General features: G+C 46.6%; 21 protein-coding genes. 13 read left to right on the top strand and 8 right to left on the bottom strand.

The window, feature by feature from the left end:
- The first annotated feature begins 184 nt into the window (after nt 1-184).
- From GC102_RS18885 to GC102_RS18840, 10 genes are all read left to right on the top strand, one after another.
- Nucleotides 185-1,414, top strand: coding sequence for an amidohydrolase (locus tag GC102_RS18885; RefSeq protein WP_171690920.1), 1,230 nt, complete (start codon nt 185-187; stop codon nt 1,412-1,414).
- Complete coding sequence (locus GC102_RS18880) at nt 1,407-2,891, top strand: amidohydrolase family protein (protein ID WP_171690919.1); 1,485 nt, start codon at nt 1,407-1,409, stop codon at nt 2,889-2,891. The genes GC102_RS18885 and GC102_RS18880 overlap by 8 nt, the downstream gene beginning before the upstream one ends.
- Nucleotides 2,892-2,934: 43 nt before the next feature.
- Nucleotides 2,935-4,161 carry an amidohydrolase family protein gene (locus tag GC102_RS18875; RefSeq protein ID WP_171690918.1) on the top strand — a complete coding sequence of 409 codons (1,227 nt, stop codon included), beginning with the start codon at nt 2,935-2,937 and terminating at the stop codon, nt 4,159-4,161.
- A 529-nt stretch (nt 4,162-4,690) separates the two neighbouring features.
- Nucleotides 4,691-6,247 (top strand): glutathione ABC transporter substrate-binding protein, encoded by a 1,557-nt coding sequence (locus GC102_RS18870; protein ID WP_171690917.1) that lies wholly within the window; start codon nt 4,691-4,693, stop codon nt 6,245-6,247.
- Nucleotides 6,248-6,388: 141 nt separating this feature from the next.
- Nucleotides 6,389-7,957 carry a glutathione ABC transporter substrate-binding protein gene (locus GC102_RS18865; protein ID WP_376769385.1) on the top strand — a complete coding sequence of 523 codons (1,569 nt, stop codon included), beginning with the start codon at nt 6,389-6,391 and terminating at the stop codon, nt 7,955-7,957.
- Nucleotides 7,957-9,252, top strand: a complete 1,296-nt coding sequence (locus tag GC102_RS18860; protein ID WP_171690915.1) for a purine/pyrimidine permease — start codon at nt 7,957-7,959, stop codon at nt 9,250-9,252. The genes GC102_RS18865 and GC102_RS18860 overlap by 1 nt, the downstream gene beginning before the upstream one ends.
- Before the next feature lie 112 nt (nt 9,253-9,364).
- Nucleotides 9,365-9,589: a DUF1128 domain-containing protein gene (locus GC102_RS18855; protein ID WP_056831766.1), complete on the top strand. Its 225-nt coding sequence runs from the start codon at nt 9,365-9,367 to the stop codon at nt 9,587-9,589.
- A 193-nt stretch (nt 9,590-9,782) separates the two neighbouring features.
- Nucleotides 9,783-10,094 carry a 50S ribosomal protein L33 gene (locus GC102_RS18850; protein ID WP_171690914.1) on the top strand — a complete coding sequence of 104 codons (312 nt, stop codon included), beginning with the start codon at nt 9,783-9,785 and terminating at the stop codon, nt 10,092-10,094.
- A 539-nt stretch (nt 10,095-10,633) separates the two neighbouring features.
- Nucleotides 10,634-10,876 (top strand): spore germination protein, encoded by a 243-nt coding sequence (locus GC102_RS18845; RefSeq protein WP_171690913.1) that lies wholly within the window; start codon nt 10,634-10,636, stop codon nt 10,874-10,876.
- A gap of 21 nt (nt 10,877-10,897) precedes the next feature.
- Nucleotides 10,898-11,158, top strand: coding sequence for a hypothetical protein (locus tag GC102_RS18840; protein WP_171690912.1), 261 nt, complete (start codon nt 10,898-10,900; stop codon nt 11,156-11,158).
- Nucleotides 11,159-11,178: 20 nt separating this feature from the next.
- Here GC102_RS18840 and GC102_RS18835 read toward each other — a convergent pair whose 3' ends face one another.
- The 7 genes from GC102_RS18835 to GC102_RS18805 all read right to left on the bottom strand — a co-directional run bounded on the left by GC102_RS18835 (nt 11,179) and on the right by GC102_RS18805 (nt 14,805).
- Entirely contained in the window at nt 11,179-11,514 is a 336-nt protein-coding gene (locus GC102_RS18835) for a hypothetical protein (protein ID WP_246320997.1), read from the bottom strand.
- Between the two features lie 26 nt (nt 11,515-11,540).
- Nucleotides 11,541-12,068 carry a hypothetical protein gene (locus GC102_RS18830; RefSeq protein WP_171690911.1) on the bottom strand — a complete coding sequence of 176 codons (528 nt, stop codon included), beginning with the start codon at nt 12,066-12,068 and terminating at the stop codon, nt 11,541-11,543.
- A gap of 8 nt (nt 12,069-12,076) precedes the next feature.
- On the bottom strand, nt 12,077-12,295 hold the full coding sequence (locus tag GC102_RS18825; RefSeq protein ID WP_171690910.1) for a hypothetical protein: 219 nt from the start codon (nt 12,293-12,295) through the stop codon (nt 12,077-12,079).
- 175 nt (nt 12,296-12,470) lie between these two features.
- Entirely contained in the window at nt 12,471-12,914 is a 444-nt protein-coding gene (locus tag GC102_RS18820) for an Hsp20/alpha crystallin family protein (RefSeq protein WP_171690909.1), read from the bottom strand.
- Nucleotides 12,915-13,014: 100 nt separating this feature from the next.
- The gene (locus GC102_RS18815) at nt 13,015-13,308 is read right to left on the bottom strand and encodes an alpha/beta-type small acid-soluble spore protein (protein WP_171690908.1); all 294 of its coding nucleotides are present in this window, start codon (nt 13,306-13,308) and stop codon (nt 13,015-13,017) included.
- Between the two features lie 20 nt (nt 13,309-13,328).
- Nucleotides 13,329-13,775 (bottom strand): GtrA family protein, encoded by a 447-nt coding sequence (locus GC102_RS18810; RefSeq protein WP_246320996.1) that lies wholly within the window; start codon nt 13,773-13,775, stop codon nt 13,329-13,331.
- Between the two features lie 7 nt (nt 13,776-13,782).
- The gene (locus GC102_RS18805) at nt 13,783-14,805 is read right to left on the bottom strand and encodes a glycosyltransferase family 2 protein (protein ID WP_171690907.1); all 1,023 of its coding nucleotides are present in this window, start codon (nt 14,803-14,805) and stop codon (nt 13,783-13,785) included.
- A gap of 206 nt (nt 14,806-15,011) precedes the next feature.
- On the opposite strand from GC102_RS18805, the gene GC102_RS18800 reads away from it, so the two are divergent.
- Entirely contained in the window at nt 15,012-16,277 is a 1,266-nt protein-coding gene (locus tag GC102_RS18800; protein ID WP_171690906.1) for a hypothetical protein, read from the top strand.
- Between the two features lie 517 nt (nt 16,278-16,794).
- Here GC102_RS18800 and GC102_RS18795 read toward each other — a convergent pair.
- Nucleotides 16,795-17,400, bottom strand: a complete 606-nt coding sequence (locus tag GC102_RS18795) for a DUF2087 domain-containing protein (protein ID WP_171690905.1) — start codon at nt 17,398-17,400, stop codon at nt 16,795-16,797.
- Nucleotides 17,401-17,599: 199 nt separating this feature from the next.
- Between GC102_RS18795 and GC102_RS18790 the strand changes: the two genes are divergently transcribed.
- Nucleotides 17,600-18,238 (top strand): futalosine hydrolase, encoded by a 639-nt coding sequence (locus GC102_RS18790; protein WP_171690904.1) that lies wholly within the window; start codon nt 17,600-17,602, stop codon nt 18,236-18,238.
- Nucleotides 18,239-18,240: 2 nt separating this feature from the next.
- Nucleotides 18,241-19,170 (top strand): 1,4-dihydroxy-6-naphtoate synthase, encoded by a 930-nt coding sequence (locus GC102_RS18785; protein WP_171690903.1) that lies wholly within the window; start codon nt 18,241-18,243, stop codon nt 19,168-19,170.
- Nucleotides 19,171-19,724 lie beyond the last annotated feature (554 nt).

The raw sequence follows: 19,724 nt of genomic DNA, 5'->3' as shown, positions 1-19,724 counted from the left end.
GCAAACCTCCTTTGTTAAGTTAAAGTTATCAGAAAACGAAGCGAAGTAAATAAGCTTTGTGCAACTCGTAAAGATACCTTAAATAGAAGTAAAGATTGTGAAAATAAAACACAGAATATTCTTTATAATTGAGGTTGTACGAGCAAATCACACCGAATTTTGGAAGAGAAAGGGTGAGCATTTCGTGAGTTCTGCCTATTGGTTAACCAGTGTTCGTTTGGAGAGCGGTTATTTATTTGAAAATGACGTGATCTCCGGGACAGAGACTGAAATCTGTCATCTATGTATAGAGGATGGTGTCATCCGTGAAATCATTTCAACTGACACCCCCTTGGACTCGGATCTTCCGAAGCGAGACGGAAAGAACCTGCTTTTACTGCCATCATTTATTGAGAAACATGTTCATTTGGATAAGACGCTGATCGGGGAAACGTGGCGTGCTGTCACCCCTGCAGCTAATATCATGGAACGCTGCGAATTGGAGAAACGGATTCTACCTACGCTGCCAACCACGATCAACGAGCGTGCGGGCCTTTTGCTGGATACTCTGCTGAGCGCAGGGTCGACTGAAGTGCGAACGCATGTAGATATTTATCCGGAAGTAGGTTTGCGCAGCTTGGAAGCTGTGCGTCAGGTTTTAGAAAATTATGAGGGGAAGCTCTCTTATGAAATTGTAGCTTTTCCGCAGCATGGTTTGCTGCGTTCTAAGTCCAAAGAACTGGTCAGAGAAGCTCTTCGTGAAGGCGCTACCCTGATAGGCGGCGTTGATCCTGCAACGGTAGACGGGGACATTGAAGGATCTTTACAACAAATGATGGAGCTGGCCGTTGAAGCTAATGCGGGCGTTGATCTACATCTGCATGATCCGGATTACTTAGGCACGTTTACAATGAGACGTTTGGCAGCGCTTACGATGGAAGCGGGCTTACAAGGTAGAGTGGCGATCAGCCACGCATTCGGGTTGGGAGAGGTGCCAGCAGGAGAGGCAGCCGACCTTTCAGCCGTGCTTGCGGAGGCAGGTATTACGATTGTTACAAGTGTTCCTCATAGCAGAACGCTGCCACCGGTTCCACTTCTGCACGATAAAGGGGTGTCTGTTGCTGCTGGCTGCGATAATATCTTTGACAATTGGCAGCCTTTCGGTAACGGGGACATTCTGGAACGAGCAGGCCGTTTAGCGGAACGCTTCCGCTGGATTGATGAGTATTCCTTGTCACAGTCGCTTGGTTTCATTACTGGAGGAAAGACACCGCTGGATAGGGAAGGTAATCGAGTATGGCCGAAAGTTGGAGATGAGGCGAGCATGGTGCTGGTGGATGCTAGCTCTACAGCGGAGGCGGTAGCTAGAAGAGCCGAACGCAGAGCGGTCTTTTACCAAGGGAGACTGGTTGCGGGAGTGTTAAATCATGATTGATTTATTGCTCGTTAACGGTGTTGTCATCACGATGGATCAAGAACGGCGAATTCTCGAGAATGGAGCTGTCGCCATCCACAATGGAAGAATTCTGGAAGTAGATGACACCGAGCTGATACTTGCGAAGTATGAAGCGAAGAAAACGATAGATTGCAGCCATCACTGTGTATTGCCTGGACTGATTGATGCCCACGGTCATGGCGGTCACTCGATGTTCAAGACCATCGCCATGGATAACATCAGTTTCTGGATGCCAATCATGACGCATACGTATAAGCATTTTGTTACGGATGAGTTCTGGTATTACGAAGGAAAGCTGAATGCGCTTGAGCGCTTAAAGGCAGGGATTACGACAGGCGCGTGTGTGCTTGGTTCTATGCCTCGCTCGGACGATCCTATCTTTGCATTGAACCATGCCAAAGCTTATGCCGAAGTTGGCATACGAGAAATCGTCTGTACGGGTCCTTGCAATCCGCCATGGCCGCATTCGTTCAGCCGCTGGGTGGATGGGAAACGCGTAACCAGAGACGTGACTTATGAAGAGGTGTTGATGGGTGCCGAGGCCGTTATCGAAGCGCTCAATCATGCTCACGACGACCATATTCGTGCCTTTATCACACCTTTTGTTATCGTTACTTCCGTAAACCCTTCAGCCCCGACTCCGCCGGACCAGTTGTACGGTTTAACCGAGCATGATCGGTATCAAGCGAAAAAGATTCGCGAGATCGCCCGGAAATACAAAACGCGGATTCACTCGGACGCCTTTGGAGGCATGATCCATCTAGCTATTCAAGATAAAGAAAACGCTCTGCTGGGGCCAGACGTGCATCTGCAGCATTGTCGCGGCATTTCATTTGACGAAGCACGAATTTTGGCTGAAACAGGTACGAATGTTAGCTCTGCTCCAGGGTTTGGACAAGTTAATGCACGAACTCCGATAACGGAACTGATTGAAATGGGCGCAACGGTGGCGATTTCCACAGACGGTACCTCCCCGGCAGCCAGCTTTGACATGTTTCAAGCGATGCGCAAGACGCAGATGATTCATCAGGCGGCACTAAAAGATTACTACTATTTGCCGGCCGGCAAGCTGCTGGAAATGGTAACGATTGATGCGGCGCGCTGTGTTGGCTGGGATGATGAACTAGGCTCATTGGAAGCAGGCAAAAAAGCGGATGTGATCACGGTCAACATGCGCCAGCCTCATTTGACACCTGAATATATGTATGTGCATCGGTTGGTGCATCAAGCGGTGGCGAGCGACGTAGACAACGTCATTGTGAATGGGAAAATCGTGATGGAAGACCGCAAGGTGCTCACGGTTGACGAACTAACGGCGCTTGATGAAGCTAATGAAGAAGCAAAGCGGACGATTGAACGCGCCGGGTTGCAGAAGTATATGGAACCGACCAAATATTTCTGGGGTCACGCTAGGGCTTATGTGGATGAGAAACGTTTTGATCCTGAGCTGCTGTAAGAGTTTGCAAATTATATAGGAAGAAAGGGTGGGTGTAACCATCATGAGTATGACTTCGACTTATTGGCTAACCAACGTCTGTCTGGAGAGTGGCTATCGCTATGACAATGGAAGAATTGTAGGAACGGAGACGGAGATCTGCCATATCCTCATTGAGAATGGGAAGATTGCACAAATCGTATCTGCGGACACATCCTTAGATAGCGATCTGCCTAAGCAAGATGCTAAGAACTTGCTCCTGCTTCCAGCGTTCCGCGACATGCATATTCACATCGATAAAACGTATTATGGTGGGCCTTGGAAAGCTTGTTCACCGCCCGTGAATATCTTTACTCGTTTAAAGGAAGAAGAGACGCTGCTTACTCGTCTGCTGCCGACAGCAAGGGAGCGGGCGGAAGCGATGCTTGGGCTTTTGCAGAAGAACGGCACCACGCATGTCCGAACCCATTGCAACATTGATCCTTATATTGGCTTGAAAAATCTTGAAGCTACCCTGCAAGCTTTTGAAACTTTTTCAGGCAAGCTTTCTCACGAAATTGTAGCCTTCCCTCAGCACGGTCTGCTGCGCAGCAACGTTGTGGAAATGGCCCGTGAGGCGCTGCGAATGGGGGCGACATCAATGGGCGGCGTAGATCCGGCCTCGGTTGATCAGGACATTGAGAAATCATTGAACACCATTATGGATCTGGCTGTAGAGGCTGATGCTGACGTCGACATCCACATTCACGACCCAGGTCACTTAGGCATATTCACTTTCAAAAGGCTTGCCGCACTAACGGAGGAAGCGGGTTGGCAAGGACGCGTGACGGTCAGTCACGCCCTCGGTCTGGCCGACGTTCCGGTAGAGCTGCAAAGCGAGGTGGCAGAGTTGTTTGCTCAGCTCGGAATCGCCATCACATCGACCGTGCCCATTAACCGGGCGACGATACCGATTCCGCTTCTGAAGCAAAAAGGCGTCTCCGTATCTCTAGGCGACGATAGCATCACAGATCACTGGTCGCCATTCGGTCAAGGGGACAGCTTGGAAAGAGCGGGTCGTCTGGCAGAGCGATTCCGCTGGAGTGACGAGCGCTCGCTTTCGGAGGCGCTGGGCTTTATTACAGGAGGAAAGGTTCCGCTATCCGAGGAAGGCGTCCGCGTTTGGCCGGTCGTCGGCGATGAGGCAAGTGCGGTTCTTGTTCACGCCGGTTGCTCGGCGCAAGCGGTGGCGCGCAGAGCCGAGCGCCAAGCGGTGTTATATCGCGGGAATATTGTTTCTGGTTCGTTGTAGGCATCAAAGGCATAGCTTTCTCTCATCAGGGAGGGGGATATGCCTTTTGTTTACCACATAAGAAAGTATAAGTTTTCGGATCACGAAAACCGCTTTCTTATTGGCGATAAAACCTACATCTAAACGCGGTCGCTCATCTTTGAATGGCCTCGATAGAGGTTTTCTCATGTTTTGGGTTGTAGAAAATGGCTCAAACGAATCGTGAGGAACGAGGAGGCGCTATTTTCAAAAAAAGTGCTGTAAATTGAATGTTGCGGAACGTGAGTGCTCTATTTGGTCAAATTGAACGATTTTTAGGCAAAAACATTGATATAGCGCCTCCTAGTTCCTCATACTCAAGAATTAGGGTGATTTTCTCGAAATAGCGAATCGAGGTTCCCCCTCATAAGAGTTTCGGGATAAACCTGATCCTTTTTCAAAAGAAGTAAAGATTATATAAATAGAAGTAAAGATTATGAAACTAAATAATCTGAAAATTATTTATTATCTAAATAAGAAGATAAATTCAAAGTGGAAAAGGGGACTTTGTATGATAAAACAAATTGTTAGCGCTTTCTTAATTGTATCCATGGCCTTAACCGGTTGTTCCTCCGTTAAAGAAGCAAGTGGCGACAGCAAGGAAACAACCAATGTGGCACAGAAGAACGGCGGTACACTAGTCGTCGCTAGACTGAGCGATGCGAACAACCTTGATCCGCATTTCAGCACACAGATCAACTCCATGGCCGTGATTCAGCATAAGATTTATGAAGGTCTTGTTCAACTGGATAAGAACAGTGAGTACAAGCCTTTGCTTGCAACCGAATGGAAACAGTTGAATGATCTTACGTGGGAGTTTAAACTACGCAAAGATGCAACGTTCCATGACGGTACGCCATTCAACGCAGATGCGGTGCGCAAGACAATTGCACGCGTACTGGATAAGAATCAACCTACGCCGAAAGCGAATCTATTTTCGATGATTAAAGAAGTCAAAGCGGTGGACGATTATACGATTCAGTTCATTCTTGAGTATCCGTTTGCTCCGCTTCTATCCATATTAGCAAGTGCGGAAGGCAGTATGCTTAGTCCCAAGGCGATTGAACAGTATGGAAAAGAATTAACGAAACACCCTACAGGTACAGGACCGTTCCGATTCGAATCGTGGACTCCCGGGCAAGAAATCGTACTTGTGAAAAATGAAAGCTACTGGGGAGATAAAGCAAAGCTTAATAAAGTCATTTTTAAAACAGTTCCCGAGGATACGACTCGCATTGCCATGATTGAAACCGGAGAAGCTCAGGTTGCTGAACAACTGCCGGTTACCGAAATCGACCGCGTAAAATCTTCCTCTACCATGAGTCTTGGCCGATATGACGCCTATGCTGTGGATCATATTGGTTTTAATACGAGCAAGAAGCCGTTTAACGATATTCGTGTACGTCAGGCCGTTGCTTATGCCATTGATAAAGAAGCGATCATTAAAGGTGTTTATAACAATGTCGGCAAGGTATCCAATTCGAGCTTGGGTCCGAAGGTTATTGGTTATAGTCCCAATATCAAAGGGTTTACCTACGATTTGAACAAAGCTAAGCAATTGCTTGCAGAAGCCGGATATCCGAACGGATTAAAGGCTACGGTGTATTTGAACGATAATAAAGCGCGAATCAATGTGGCGGAAGTGCTTCAATCGCAATTAAAAGGGATCGGAATCGATCTCCAAGTGAAAGTGATGGAATTCGGAGCCTATCTCGACGCAGCATCGAAAGCTCAGACTGAAATGTTCATTAGCGGTTGGGGGAATGCCACAGGCGACGCTGATTATAACCAGTACAACCTGTTCCACAGCAATTCTCACGGTGTTCCTGGAAACCACTCCTTCTATGCCAACAAAGAAGTAGATAAGCTTATCGAAAGTGGACGTAAAGAAGCGGACCCAGAAAAACGCAAGCAAATTTATGAAAAAGCACAGGCGATCGAAATCAATGACGTAGCCTTATTGCCTTATCGCAGCTCGGAGAATTTAGCGGCAATTGCCAAAAACGTGCAAGGTGTTTGGATCAGCCCTTCTGGGTACATTGAAATTAATGAAGTGACGATGAAATAAAGGATGTAAAAATAACGAAAAGTAGTAAAGATAATGTAAATAGACGTAAAGATCGTGCAAGGCTCTTTGGCTATTATTTTTTATAATGCTTATAAGCATATTCGCTGCAACTTCAACATGATTGAAACAGGAGGGTTTACTTTGAAAAGAAATCTTATACTCGGCGGTCTTCTTGCCATGTCTCTCGTTGGTATGACAGCGCTAGCCGGATGCTCTTCTTCATCAGATTCGTCAGTAGATAGTGGGAAAGCTGCTGAAGCTCCAAAGGCAGGCGGGACGCTGACCATCGCTAGAAAGGCGGACGCCAACAACTTGGATCCGCAATTTATTACGAACATTCCTTCAGCTAACTACATCTTTGGTAAAGTTTACGAAGGACTAATCAAGACGGATAAGAATATGGATTACAAGCCTGCTCTAGCAGCAGAGTGGAAGCTGGTCGACGATTTAACTTGGGAATTCAAGCTGCGCAAGGGCGTGACCTTCCACGATGGAACGCCTTTCACTGCCGAAGCCGTCAAGAAGACCATGGAACGCGCTCTGGATCCGAAAGTAAATTCGCCACGCGCGAGCAATTTCTCCATGGTAAAAGAAGTGAAGGCTGTGGATGACTATACGGTGCAATTCATTCTGAAATACCCGTATGCCCCTCTTCTGTCGATCCTTGCGAGCAACGAAGGCAGTATCCTTAGCCCGAAAGCCATTGCGGAACAAGCTGACAAGCTGTCGAAAAACCCTATTGGAACAGGTCCATTCAAATTTCAGTCTTGGACGCCAGGCCAAGAAATGATCCTCCTCAAAAACGATAGCTACTGGGGAGATGTACCGAAGGTAGATAAGGTTGTTTATAAAGTAGTGCCTGAGGATACTACGCGTGTAGCGATGGTGGAATCCGGAGAGGTTCAGATCAGCGACCAATTGCCTGTAACTGAATTAAATCGCGTGCAAAATTCCTCTTCCATGACGCTGGCTCGCGCCGAAGGACTGGGGGTAGAATACATCGGGTTTAATGTGAAGAAAAAACCGTTTGACGATGTACGCGTTCGTCAGGCATTCGCCTATGCCATTGAGAAGGAGTCCATTATCAAAGGTGTATATAACGGTGTGGGCAGTAGAGCCACCTCAGCCTTATCTCCTAAGATGATTGGCTTTAACCCTAATTTGCACGATTACGATTACAACGTCAACAAAGCAAAGGAACTGCTTGCCGAGGCAGGCTTCCCAAATGGATTTAAAACGTCAATTGTTACCGATGATAGAAAAGAGCGCATCAATCTAGCGGAAGTTATTCAATCTCAATTGAAAGGGATTGGCATCGATCTCGAAATTAAGGTGATGGAATATGGCGCCTATCTAGATATAACCGGCAAAGGCGAACATAACATGTTTATCGGAGGTTGGGGGAACGCGACCGGCGATGCGGATTATAATCAATATAATGTGTTTCACAGTTCTTCTCATGGAAGCAAAGGCAATCTTGCTTTCTATACCAATCCGGAAGTGGATAAGCTAATCGAAGAAGGTCGTCGTGAAAAAGATGTGGAGAAACGCAAAGCCATTTACGCTAAAGCGCAAGAAATCGAGATGAAAGATAGTCCTCTGATTCCTATCCGAACGATTGATCACGTTGCAGCAACGTCTAAAAGTGTAAAAGGATTCTCGTTAAATCCAGTAGGATATCTGATGCTTAACGATGTTACCGTAAAGTAATGGAGACACAGAAACATCGGTTCTACGGCAGCTTAAGTACATTTCAATGGTTTATTTTCCTGTTGGCCAATTCTGTTGCACTACCTATCGTTATCGGCGGCATTTTTCATTTGTCGATGGAGGAAGTATCGGCGTTGATGCAAAGAACATTTTTTGTAGTTGGCATGAGTTCTTTCATCCAAGGATGGTTGGGGCATCGGTATCCGATTGCTGATGGTCCCGCAGGTTCATGGGTCAGTGTGTTTGTAATTTTAGCTGACGTAGCTGTCAGACAAGGTCAAAGCATGAAGGAAACGCTGCAAATTTTGGAAGGTGGATTCATTATTGCAGGCCTGCTGCTTCTCATTCTCGGCTTGAGCGGTTATTTCCATCGGTTGTTATTCCTGTTCACCCCTCTGGTTAATGGTTCCTTTCTTCTGATCTTAGCCCTTCAACTTAGCGGTGTTTTCATGAAAGGAATGATGGCCTTACACGTAGAAACGTCCCTCCCGGATTATGGAACGGCGGCTCTATCGTTTGGTGTTTTTATTCTCGTCATCCTTCTATCGGTCAAAGGTAAAGGATGGATCAAAAATTATGCCGTTTTGATTGGGATCTTGTCAGGGTGGCTGCTCTATACCGTATTGGGCAAAAGCTCAGGTACTCTCATGGCGAACGGATCTTGGGTTAAGCTGCCAGAAATTTTTGCATGGGGAGTTCCACAATGGAATGCCGGAATTATAATTACGATCATTCTGTTTACTTTTATTTTAGTCTCCAATACGATTGCTGCCGTTTCGGCTGTCAGTCAAGTTGTACCGGAAACGCCTAGGAAATTAAAAGAAACGCTTAATCGCGGCGGGATAGCTGGCGGATTTTCTCATATGCTATGTGCTATGTTTTCTACGATCGGGGTCGTTCCGTTACCGGTTTCCGCAGGTTTTATTCGATTAACAGAACAGACCCGTGTTCGTCCATTCCTTGTGGCTTGTCTGGTTTTCGCTGGTATTTCACTTGTTCCTGCTATCGTGAACTTTTTGGCATTACTTCCAGGACCGATTGCAACGGCCGCATTAATGGCCTCTTTTGTCCAAATGATAGGAATTGCCTTTCAGTCCATTCTGAGGGAAACACTAGATCAACGCAGGCTGACTATCTTGGGTATCACGCTGCTGATTAGTATTGGACTTATGTTTCTTCCTTCGACCGTATTCCAAGGACTTCCATCCATTCTGCAATACGTATTCAGCAATGGGCTGCTTGTAGGTACGATGATCGTGATCGTGCTGGAGCAACTATGGAAAGCTGAGGAATGAGAGAGTCAATGGATTTCATTTTACAACATCCAATAAGTGCTTTAGAATAACAGAAGGGGAGCTTGCTCCTTAATGTGGCACACGCGCTTAGAGGAAGGAAGAACATAAAGCTATGGATTTGAACATTTGGTCGGAAGAAAACGTGGAATATATGTTTGAAGAAATTAAGAGAAAGCTGCGCATGGCTACCGGTGGGTCGATTAAAGCCTCGAACGTCAAGCAGGAAGTATACGAGGACTTGAAGGACTTGTACGATTTGGTCGTCAGCAAAAATAATTTCAGCATTAGCGAAATCGATGCGATTACCACAGAGCTTGGTAAGATTCGTAAAGCATAAGTGCTTTCTCATCCATAAAATTGTCGGTTTCTTGGCCTTAGGGCTGGAGATCCGGCAATTTTTTTTGCGTTGAATGGAGAGAGGGCAGCCGCGTATTTTTACTGGAGAGTGGACAGCTATCCAAGCGATGTTACCTACACAGCCGTACACTGTAGAGCAATGTATCTCTGGTAGCTGAAGGAGGTGGACGTTCGTGGCATCCAAAATTCGTAAAGACGACGTTCGGAAATTGGTCGGGAAAAATATCGTGGCTCTGAAGAAAGACGGAACTCAAGTAACTGGTAAATTGGTGCGGATCAGCGGTAACACGTTGATTGTTGCTCCACAAAACGGCAAAAAGGTTCAAGTAAAAGCCATTATTCCTTTGGTTTTGTTTGACCTGTTAGCAATTGGCACAGCACCTTATGCTTATGGTGGATTTGGATATGGTGGTGGCTTTGGTGGTTATCCATATGGAGGGAACTTCTATGGTGGCGGCTTCGGTGGTCCAGGATTCTTCTGGTAAAGGAGGACTCTTTCCCAATTGGGGAAAGGGTCTTTTTTTTGAAAAGGAGAATTAGGAAGGCAAGTGTGCCTAAGATGTGCGAAGTTGTACTTCGTACAACAATTTCCTTGATTTCTTCTGGGCAAGCTATGTTTTGTTGTATGCCGTACAACAATTTTCCCGTTTTTGAGGCAAATGAGCTACTTTTGGCTCGAAATGTTGTATTTTCTGCAACAATCGCGTGGATAACGCGGATTAGTTTGCCTATTGTTGTACAAAGTACAACTTTACACGTATAAGTAAGCATTACGTCTCATGGGCGCAGCTTGCTTTGCATCAACTTTTGTAACATTCTCATCCAAGGACGGCGTAAGCTGGTTATTTTATATTATATCTGGTAGAAGTTAACTCGCAAAGCTAGATGTAGATTTGTAAGGGAACTTGAAGTTTAAGCACCATTTCGGCTCTGGATGAATAGGCTAACATACAAGTCTCCGGCCCAAGTCCCTCAAGCTGGGCAGAAGAAGCTGGAAGTTATCCAAATACAGGGAGTGAGCAGTGTGCCGAGTTCCATCGTTTTTAACATGATTAATATTAATAATCAGAATACTAATGCAACCATCGGGATCGGTGAAAATGCCCAATCCAGCTGGGATTCACACAGCAAAAACAATTACGGAACCGGTCAATGGATCGGCAATTCTGTCTCCGCCAATATTGTTAATTTCATCTATGACAACGACTTTATTGATTCACCAATTAATGATCAGGATTTTAAACCAGCTGTCAATAACCAAGCATAGTTGAATGGTGGGTGAAATGCCATGCTGAAATTACCGTACCCACTTGAGCCGCCGCTCATTGAATTTGATTCTATCCATGTTAATTCCATAGCCGATGCATCAGGTATATTTATTGGCACCAATACACAAGTGAATTGGTTTACAAGCGGGAAAGCGAACAACGGCCTTGGAGAAATAAACGGTGATCATAATTATGTGCTTTATAATATCAACACAGTTTACGATAATGACATCATCGATGCACCTTATACCAAAGGGGATTTAATCATTGGCCGTATATAAAAAAAATGCTCCGCGCTGCTTCAATCAGCAGTTAGCGGAGTATTTGTTGTTTGTTCAGCCTGAGGGCTGGCGGGAGCAGGGGTAAAGCCGGACGTCTGAGCCTGGTTGGCAATCATGTTCTGCAGCCACTCGGGCGTTTCGTTATCGCCGATATTGAGCATATCAAGGAAATCGGAGTCGTTGAGCATAGAGCGAGTTCCGACTAACTGATTGTTGTCGCCTTCGACTGCGCCAAAGCCTTGGACCGTTTTCTGATTGCTTTGAAAATCGGTCGGCCAATTATTGCCCATATTGAGGCAGGACGCGCTTTGAACCGATCCGATGCGGATTGAGCCGATAATGAACGTTGGAGACATGAAGGAGGACACCTTGTATCACCTCTTTATGATTTGGACTGTGGAGTGTATTTATAACCGGTCGAGGTTCGCTCTGTTTTCGGAGCGGCAGCAGCTTGTGATGCAGCATCAACACCTTCAGCAGCTGTACGAGAGCCGGCGGCTTTACTTTCTTTTGACACTTGAGCACGTTTAAAAGCTTCATCAACGGGTACACTTTTCTCACTTGGCTTAGCACCGAAATTGTTGCCTAAATTCAATGAACCGCTCAGTTCCTTGATATCGAGTTGATCCAGCCGAAAGGTTAAGTTTTCTAAAACGGGTTGATGGATATGCAGGGTATCTATATGTATCTTCGGGTGTTTGGCAGTGAGATCAGCCAATTCTTCTTCTAATTTGCGAAGACGCCGTTCTAATTGCTGAACATGCTGATCATGAACGGGAGACATGGCTTTAACTTCTGATCTAGCTCCAGAACTAGCTTCAGTTCTAGCTGGGGTTGATGCTTTAGCTTTAGCTGTTCCTGTAGTTGGCTGCGTTTTGGGCGGGGACGTTTTCTTTTTTTGAAACCACATGAGTATTCTCAGCTCTTCCGTGTAGATGGTTTAACATCAAAGGTGTCGCCATCTTGGACAGTATGCTTGCCACCCAGAACTACATTATGCTCCCCGCTTATTTCCCCGAGCCCCTGATTAAGCTTCTCGGAATGACGTCTTCCGATGATCCGATTCGTACCCCTATTCACACTGGATGTTTCGGCGATTCCATCAATATGTATAGATTGAAATTGTATGCGCACCACAGTTTATCCCTCCAATCCTGCATTTCCGAACGATCTCCTTTATTTATATGGGGACAAAGGGAGAATCATTTCTCTTTTTGGTAAAGATTAATTTAAGGATATGAAAAAGATTACCAACTAATCAGCCAGTAAGGCCGGTTAGAAGGTAATCTTTATTTGGTTTACAGTGTGCTCGTTACGTGAACTGTATAGGGATAACTTTCTCTCCATCCGGAGGAGCAAGCGGGATTCGAATGATGAGCAAACCGTTGTGATACTGCGCCCGCATTTGATCGGTCATAGCGTTACTGGGCAGGCGGAAAACTCTCTCGAATGCTCCAAAGAATCGCTCGGACAACCGCATTTGCTCATCGAGTACTTGGTAAGGCCGAACGAGCATCCCGCGCATAAGCAGCGATTGGTCACGGAAAGAAAGCTGAATCTGCTCGGGCGAAGACAATCCGGGAACTTCAGCCACAACAACAAGTTCCTGTGGTGTCTCATACATATCAACTCTTGGCCCGGTTAGCGGGATGATACTGGCAATATCCTGCCAGAATTCGGGGCCCAGCACATCGCCAGCTTGCGCCGACAGCCCTTTCCAGTCGGGCTTAGGCGTTCGGTTGCCTGGGGGATTCATCAGCCATCATCACCTGACTTCTACATAGAAAGTAGCGCTGCGAGCAGCTTGCTACTAGTTTATGTACACCCGCGGCGGAATATGGCTGTCTGTCACGAACCTATCGCTGTGGTGGCCGCTGATTCGCGAGCTGCTGCTGTGCCATGCGCACAAGCTCACGCACCATTGCCCCGCCAATTGGACCTCCGACCTTGCCCGCGTCTTCCGATCTAAGCTGCCCGTTGTAGCCTTGCTGAAGGGGAACGCCAAGCGTTCGGGCTACCTCATATTTTACGAGATCAGGTCGTTCTGGGTTGACGTTATACCCCTGATTCTTCATGACTTGCGCCTTGAGCAGTCCCAGGCCGTGTTCCGATCCGGGCACGATGGCCCGGTTGCTTCTTCTTCGTGCCATTAGGCATCACCTCTTGGTGATTAGGATGCCCTAGGGTTGCTCGTACCATGAGTACGGAATGTAAAATATTTATGTCCCAAATAATTTCCAATCGTATACAAGCCATTTCCAACCAAAATGGCAGCATTGTGCAGCCAATCTGCCCGCACGGATGGCATGACAGAGCTTGCTGCTTCTGCAAGCACCCAACTTAAACCATAAGAGACGCCATAACAGCTCAAGATAACAACAGCAAATTTCCACCAACTGCTGCCGACGCTGACATTGGAACGAAACGTAAATGTACGATTCAGCGTGAAGCTTACTATAGCGCCTAGGGTATTTCCTGCGAAAGTGGAAACCCAATAATTTAGGTGAAGCAGATTAAAGAATGCAAAACTGGCTGACAGGCCAACCAACGTATTGAACAGACCGACAAGTAAGAAGCGCGCGAAGCTGCTAGTCAACAAAGCTTTTATACGGTTCATCGTATGATCACCGTGTGGAACTTACTTGGGTGGATGGCGTATGGACCGCTTCCTGATCTTGTCCAGATGCTGTCAAATCTTTCTCAATAACGAAAAGCGGTCGCTGCTTCACTTCTTTATATATTTTACCTATGTATTCACCAATTAAGCCAAGAGCGAGAAGCTGAACGCCTCCAATGAACCAAACCGAAAGAATAAGCGATGTCCAACCGGTAACGTTCGCTCCGAGGATTTTGCCTACAATTGCGTATAAGCCGGCAACGACACTCAGCGCGAATAGGAGGAAACCCATCAAGGTGACGAAGCGAATAGGGGTTACACTGAACGACGTGATGCCATCGAAGGCGAATGCGAGCATTTTGCGAAGCGGATATTTGGATTCTCCGGCAAAGCGTTCTTTACGGTCGTAATAAACCTGAGTGGATGGGAAGCCAAGTAATGGCACCATACCGCGAAGAAATAAATTGACCTCTTGAAATTTCTCCAAATTTTCGAGGGTACGCTTGCTCATTAAACGGAAATCCGCATGATTGTAATGAATTTTCACACCAAGCGATGTCATTAGTTTATAAAAGCCTTGAGCTGTGGCTCGCTTGAAAAACGTATCCGCTGAGCGATCCTGTCGGATGCCGTAAACGATATCGTATCCTTCGTGGAATTTGACGATAAACTCGCGAATGACATTCGTGTCATCTTGCAGATCGGCATCGATGGAAACGACGCAGTCCGAATAGGATTTGGCTTTCATAAGCCCTGCAAGCAAAGCGCTTTGATGGCCGGCATTTTTTGCAAGCTTAAGTCCAGTAATAAAGGGACTGGAGGCGTGGAAGCGTTCAATAAATGTCCAAGTCGCATCCTTGCTGCCATCGTCGACAAACAGTACTGTGCTTGTGGTAGCAATTAGTTTATCAGAGATGAGAGTTTGTAACACATTGGTAAGTTGGAATACCGTCTCTGGAAGTACTTCTTCTTCGTTATAACAGGGGACCACAATGGTCAAAACGGGATAAACCACAATTCTCGTCTCCATTCTGAAAAGGGGATTAAAAGGTTGATATATGGATTTCATTATATCGTAATGTATGTAAAATATTAATTTTTAACGAAAATTAAACATTTTTAACAAATGAACGTCCATATTAATAAGCTCTTTACGAATCCTTAACTTGGTAAAAGAGGAGGAATCAGGTAAATTTACAGAAAAGATAAATGATGTTCGGATAGGAGAGATGAAGGATGGAACTGCTGATAGAGAAAGCGCCAAAAAGAGGAAAGGTCAATGTGATTCTATCGATTGTCTTGCTTGTCCTTATTTCTCGTGCACTCATGTTATTTACTGGATATATCGGGATGAATTTGTTCAGTAAATCTTCTCAGGTACCGGTGTATATGCAGAATGTGCCAGGCACCTTGTCCAAGTGGACGGTGAAGCTTCCTGGAGAATTAGCTTCTACGGAGAAGCTGAGGTTAGAGGATTTTATCAAGTTTGATACGTATTCCTATTTAAAAATAGCGACACAAGGCTATGATAAGTTTCGGATGGACGAACCACATTCGGCTGCTAATTGGGTTTTCTTTCCCTTATTCCCGCTGCTGATTTTCTTGCTTGGTAAAATATTTTGGTTCGAGCCTGCGATAGTCGGTATGATCGTTTCGAATCTATGTTTGCTTGGAGCTCTTATTTATATCTATTTTATTGCATTACAGAGGGGACTCAGTGAACGTCAAGCGGGAACCGTGCTATTGCTAATTGTGATCTACCCATCGTCGATTTACTATACCCTGCCGTACACAGAGAGTCTGTTTCTGCTGCTCTCGGCAGCTTCCATCTATTATGCAGGCAGCAAAAAGTATGCACTCGCCTTTATAGCTGCCAGCTTATCCACCGTAACAAGGGTACCAGGGTTTATCAACCTTGCTTTAGTTATGGGTACCGTGTTTATGGACGAAGGGTTCAAATGGACCTGGCGTTACCTGAAATGGTCGTTGTATAGTATTTTGTCCCTTATCCCAATGGGGATTTATCTCCTACATATGAAAATCGTCACCGGTGATTTCATGGCACCTTTTCATGAACAGAGCTTGCACTGGTTCCGGTATACAACCATCCCATTTGTCAATTATATTGGTTATTTGAAAAAACCTTACTTCTCCACGCCTGATGGCTGGGATAACGGATTCATTGCTTTTACCGTATCGACGGCTGTATTTATAGTCTTTTTGAGCTACCTCTTTGTTCACATGAAAAAGCTTTTGATGAATAAGCACGAGCTGCTATTTTTCGTTTATGGCTTGCTGCTAATCGTCATCCCATTTTCAAGTCAACCCTTATTTCTCGTAAGCGTCGTACGCTATATGATGGTGAGTATACCGCTTTATTTCTACTTAGTGACGTTAACCGAAAAGTGGGAAAATGCCCGGATTTTCTATATGATGCTGTTTATGATTCTACAGGTTTTCGTGACACTTGGCTTTTTTAATGGGTATTATTTTGTTATCTAAACAGGGGGGGAATAACGAAAAGCGGCCGGGACATGAATCATCGTCCCAGCCGCTTATTATTTTATTACCATCCAAATCCGAAAGTACTAAGAACGATAACCAAGAGGATGTATAAAACGAGGACTACAGCTGTGCCAGTATAAGGTACAGCAGGACCGCAACCACAACTCATGTCAATCCCTCCCTTCACACAATTACTATATGTCATTCAACTAGAGGGCGCATGGATGAATGTCCTGCTCTGGATAATTAAATTAGGTAACGTGTCCAACACCTTGTATGCAGCAGCGGGGGATACAAAGGCAAGGACGAGTTCTTAGGTCGTGTAATCGACTGGGAACCGTCCTTTTTTTTCCACATAAGAAAGTATAAGTTTTCGGGTCACGAAAGCCTCTTTCTTATTGGCGATAAAACCTAATATAGGGATCTTTGGTCGTAGACCAAAGTCTCTCCTCGTTAAACGCGGTCGCTTATCTGTGAATGGCTTCGATAGAGGTTTTCTCATATCCAATCTCAATTAGGATAAATTCTCCCATTTGGCCCACATCTCCACTGGATTGAGTTCATATATCTCGTTCTCGCGAAACATGAACTGGTGCATAATGAATTCTCGTCGAATCGTTGCGAAATCAGGGTGGTAGTTCTTAATAAATGCATTCAGTTCCTTCTCTGTATAGGTGCGTCCTTTTTCAAGCTGCTCTACAAGATGTTCTAGGACGATAAGCTTTTTCTTGAGCTGAGCAGGGATATGCTTGAGCTTGCCATCTAAAGTTATAAAGTTCCGAATGACAGATTGCTTGAGGTTCTGATTACGATCTTCATCTTTCATTGATTCTGTATCTCCCTTCTTATTTTTGAAAATGAGATCAGCCGTCGCGGTGGCATTACTGCGAATGAAATACTCATTTAAAGCGAAGTAAATCGTGTTCTTGTCCCTACGCTCATTGATGAGGCTGGCCTCGCGAAGCTTGGCTGCGTGATGGGTAATGGTTGCTGGGGTAACACCCAATTTCTCGGCAAGAACTTGACCGTTCAGCTCTCCCTCTGCAAGTAAAATGAGCATGCGAATACGTGTTGCATCGGCGAGAGCCTTGTGGTAGGTAATGATTTTATCTAATTGCATGGTGGGTGCACCTCCTTAATAAAGTATCTAGTTTGATGAATATCTAATTAGATAATAATTAAATTAGCTAAAAATGTCAACAAAATGGAATCGATCGAGAAAGTTGGTCATTCCTCGAAAGTTTCCTATTTGATCATGGTCATGTAAAATAATCGTATATAGGAATGGTTATTGATCATAAAAGGGGATTGGAATAACGATGCGTGTACTTGTAATGACAGCTGTAGCTCCTGAAAGAGATGCAGTCCAGCGCGGCCTTGGCCATGACAGCAGGTTTGAATTTGCCTTAGCTGGCGTTGGACTTGCTGCGGCAGCCGTGAACGGAGCGATAGAGCTTGCGAAAGCTGAATATGATTTGATTATTATCGCCGGTATTGCCGGCGGATTTGTGGGGCAAGCGGAGGTAGGCTCGCTTGTTGTGGCGAGCGAGATCATCGCTGCGGACCTTGGCGTGGAGCTGCTGGATGGCTTCAGCAGCTTGGACGAGCTTGGCTTCGGCTCGACGCGCATTGGTGTTGCCGCGGATGTGGCCGAGCGAGTGACAGCGGCGTTGTTAGCCGCTGGTCTGCCGGCGCAGATGGCGCCAGTGCTCACGGTGGCAACGGCCACCGGGACGGCAGCTACAGCGGCCGCGCTGGCTGCGCGCGTGCCTGGAGCGGCTGCCGAAGCCATGGAAGGCTTCGGCATTGCGACAGCTGCGCAGCAGCGCGGCGTGCCTGTGTTGGAGATCCGCGCGATCTCCAACGCGGTTGGTCCTCGTGACCGAGACGCTTGGCGTATCGGTGATGCCTTTAAGGCTTTAGAAGCAGCAAGTTCAGTCCTAGCGGAGGTGCTTTAATTATGAAGATTGCGTATTCACCTTGTCCAAATGATACATTTGTTTTCCATGCTTGGGCGCATGGTTTAATCCCAGGTGCCCCCGAGCTGGATGTCTTATATGCCGACATCGACGTTACGAACAAGCTAGCTGCAGAAGGCAGCGGGCCGGATGTCCTAAAGATCTCTTACGCAGCACTGCCTTGGGTGCTGAAGGACTACGCCCTGCTGCCCTGTGGCGGCGCCTTGGGCAGAGGCTGCGGACCGCTGGTGCTGACGAAGAACAGCGGCGTAGAGGGAGCAGAGGGAACTGAGGGAGCAGCGAGGACAACGGGAACAGAGGGATCTGAGGAAACAGCAAGAGCAGAGGGAACAGAGGGAGCAGTGCCAGACCCGGCCATGCTCAGCGGTCGCCGGGTCGCTGTGCCGAGCGAGCGCTCGACCGCGTACTTACTGTTCCGCCTCTGGGCGGCACAGAACGTTCCGGGCGGCGTTGGTGAAATCGTGGTCATGCCGTTCCACGAGATCATGCCCGCCGTGCGGGACGGCCTCATCGATGCCGGCCTCGTCATTCATGAAGCGCGCTTCACTTACCCGTCGTACGGGTTAGCGCTTCTGACAGATCTGGGCAGTTGGTGGGAGTCAGACACCAACCTGCCGATCCCGCTGGGCGCCATCATTGCGCGGCGCTCCATGGATCTTGAGGCGCTTGCGGGCTGGGCCCGCGCCTCAGTCGAATACGCGTGGGCGCATCCGGAAGCATCGCGCGACTACGTCATGCAGCACGCGCAGGAGATGGACCCTCAGGTCGCTGAGGCGCACATCGACCTGTACGTGAATGAGTTTACCGCTGATCTGGGTGAGAGCGGCTATGGCGCCGTCTTGACCTTGCTCCAGCGGGCAGCGGAGGAAGGGCTTGTGCCGCAGATGGATTATGCGGCATTGCTGAAGTAACGATATTAAATCGAAAAACCGCATAAGTGGGTTAACACTTATGCGGTCAAAATAACGAGGCTGTGGACACCCTCAGCCAGTATAGTTCTGAACATTGAGAAGACCACCGTTTAGGGAGCGAACCCTATCACGGTGGTTTTTTTGTCCCTATAAGGCTGATTTCGTTTATATTTGCGCGCGAGAGCAGGTTAGAGTAGCTGATTTACGCTATTCAGGCCCCGTATAGCGATGTTTTTCATCGCTAAAGTATGCATGAAGAGGAAATGCGCTTCGTTAGCGATATAAAACATGCTTAAAACTGCCGTACCCAAGCGAAATAGTCTAATCTACTCGCTATAGTGATGTTTTTCATCGCTAAAGTGTGCATGAGGAGGAAATGAGCTTCGATAGCGATATAAAACATCCTTAAAACAACCGAACCCAAGTGAAATAGTCTAATCTACTCGCCATAGCGATGTTTTTCATCGCTAAAGTGTGCATGAAGAGGAAATGTGCTCAGTTAGCGATGTAAAACATCACTAAATCCACCACACAACAGAGAACACGATTCCCAG

The organism is Paenibacillus germinis (assembly GCF_013141785.1).
Taxonomy (GTDB): domain Bacteria; phylum Bacillota; class Bacilli; order Paenibacillales; family NBRC-103111; genus Paenibacillus_E; species Paenibacillus_E phytorum.
This window is presented reverse-complemented; position numbering and strand designations above follow the sequence as displayed.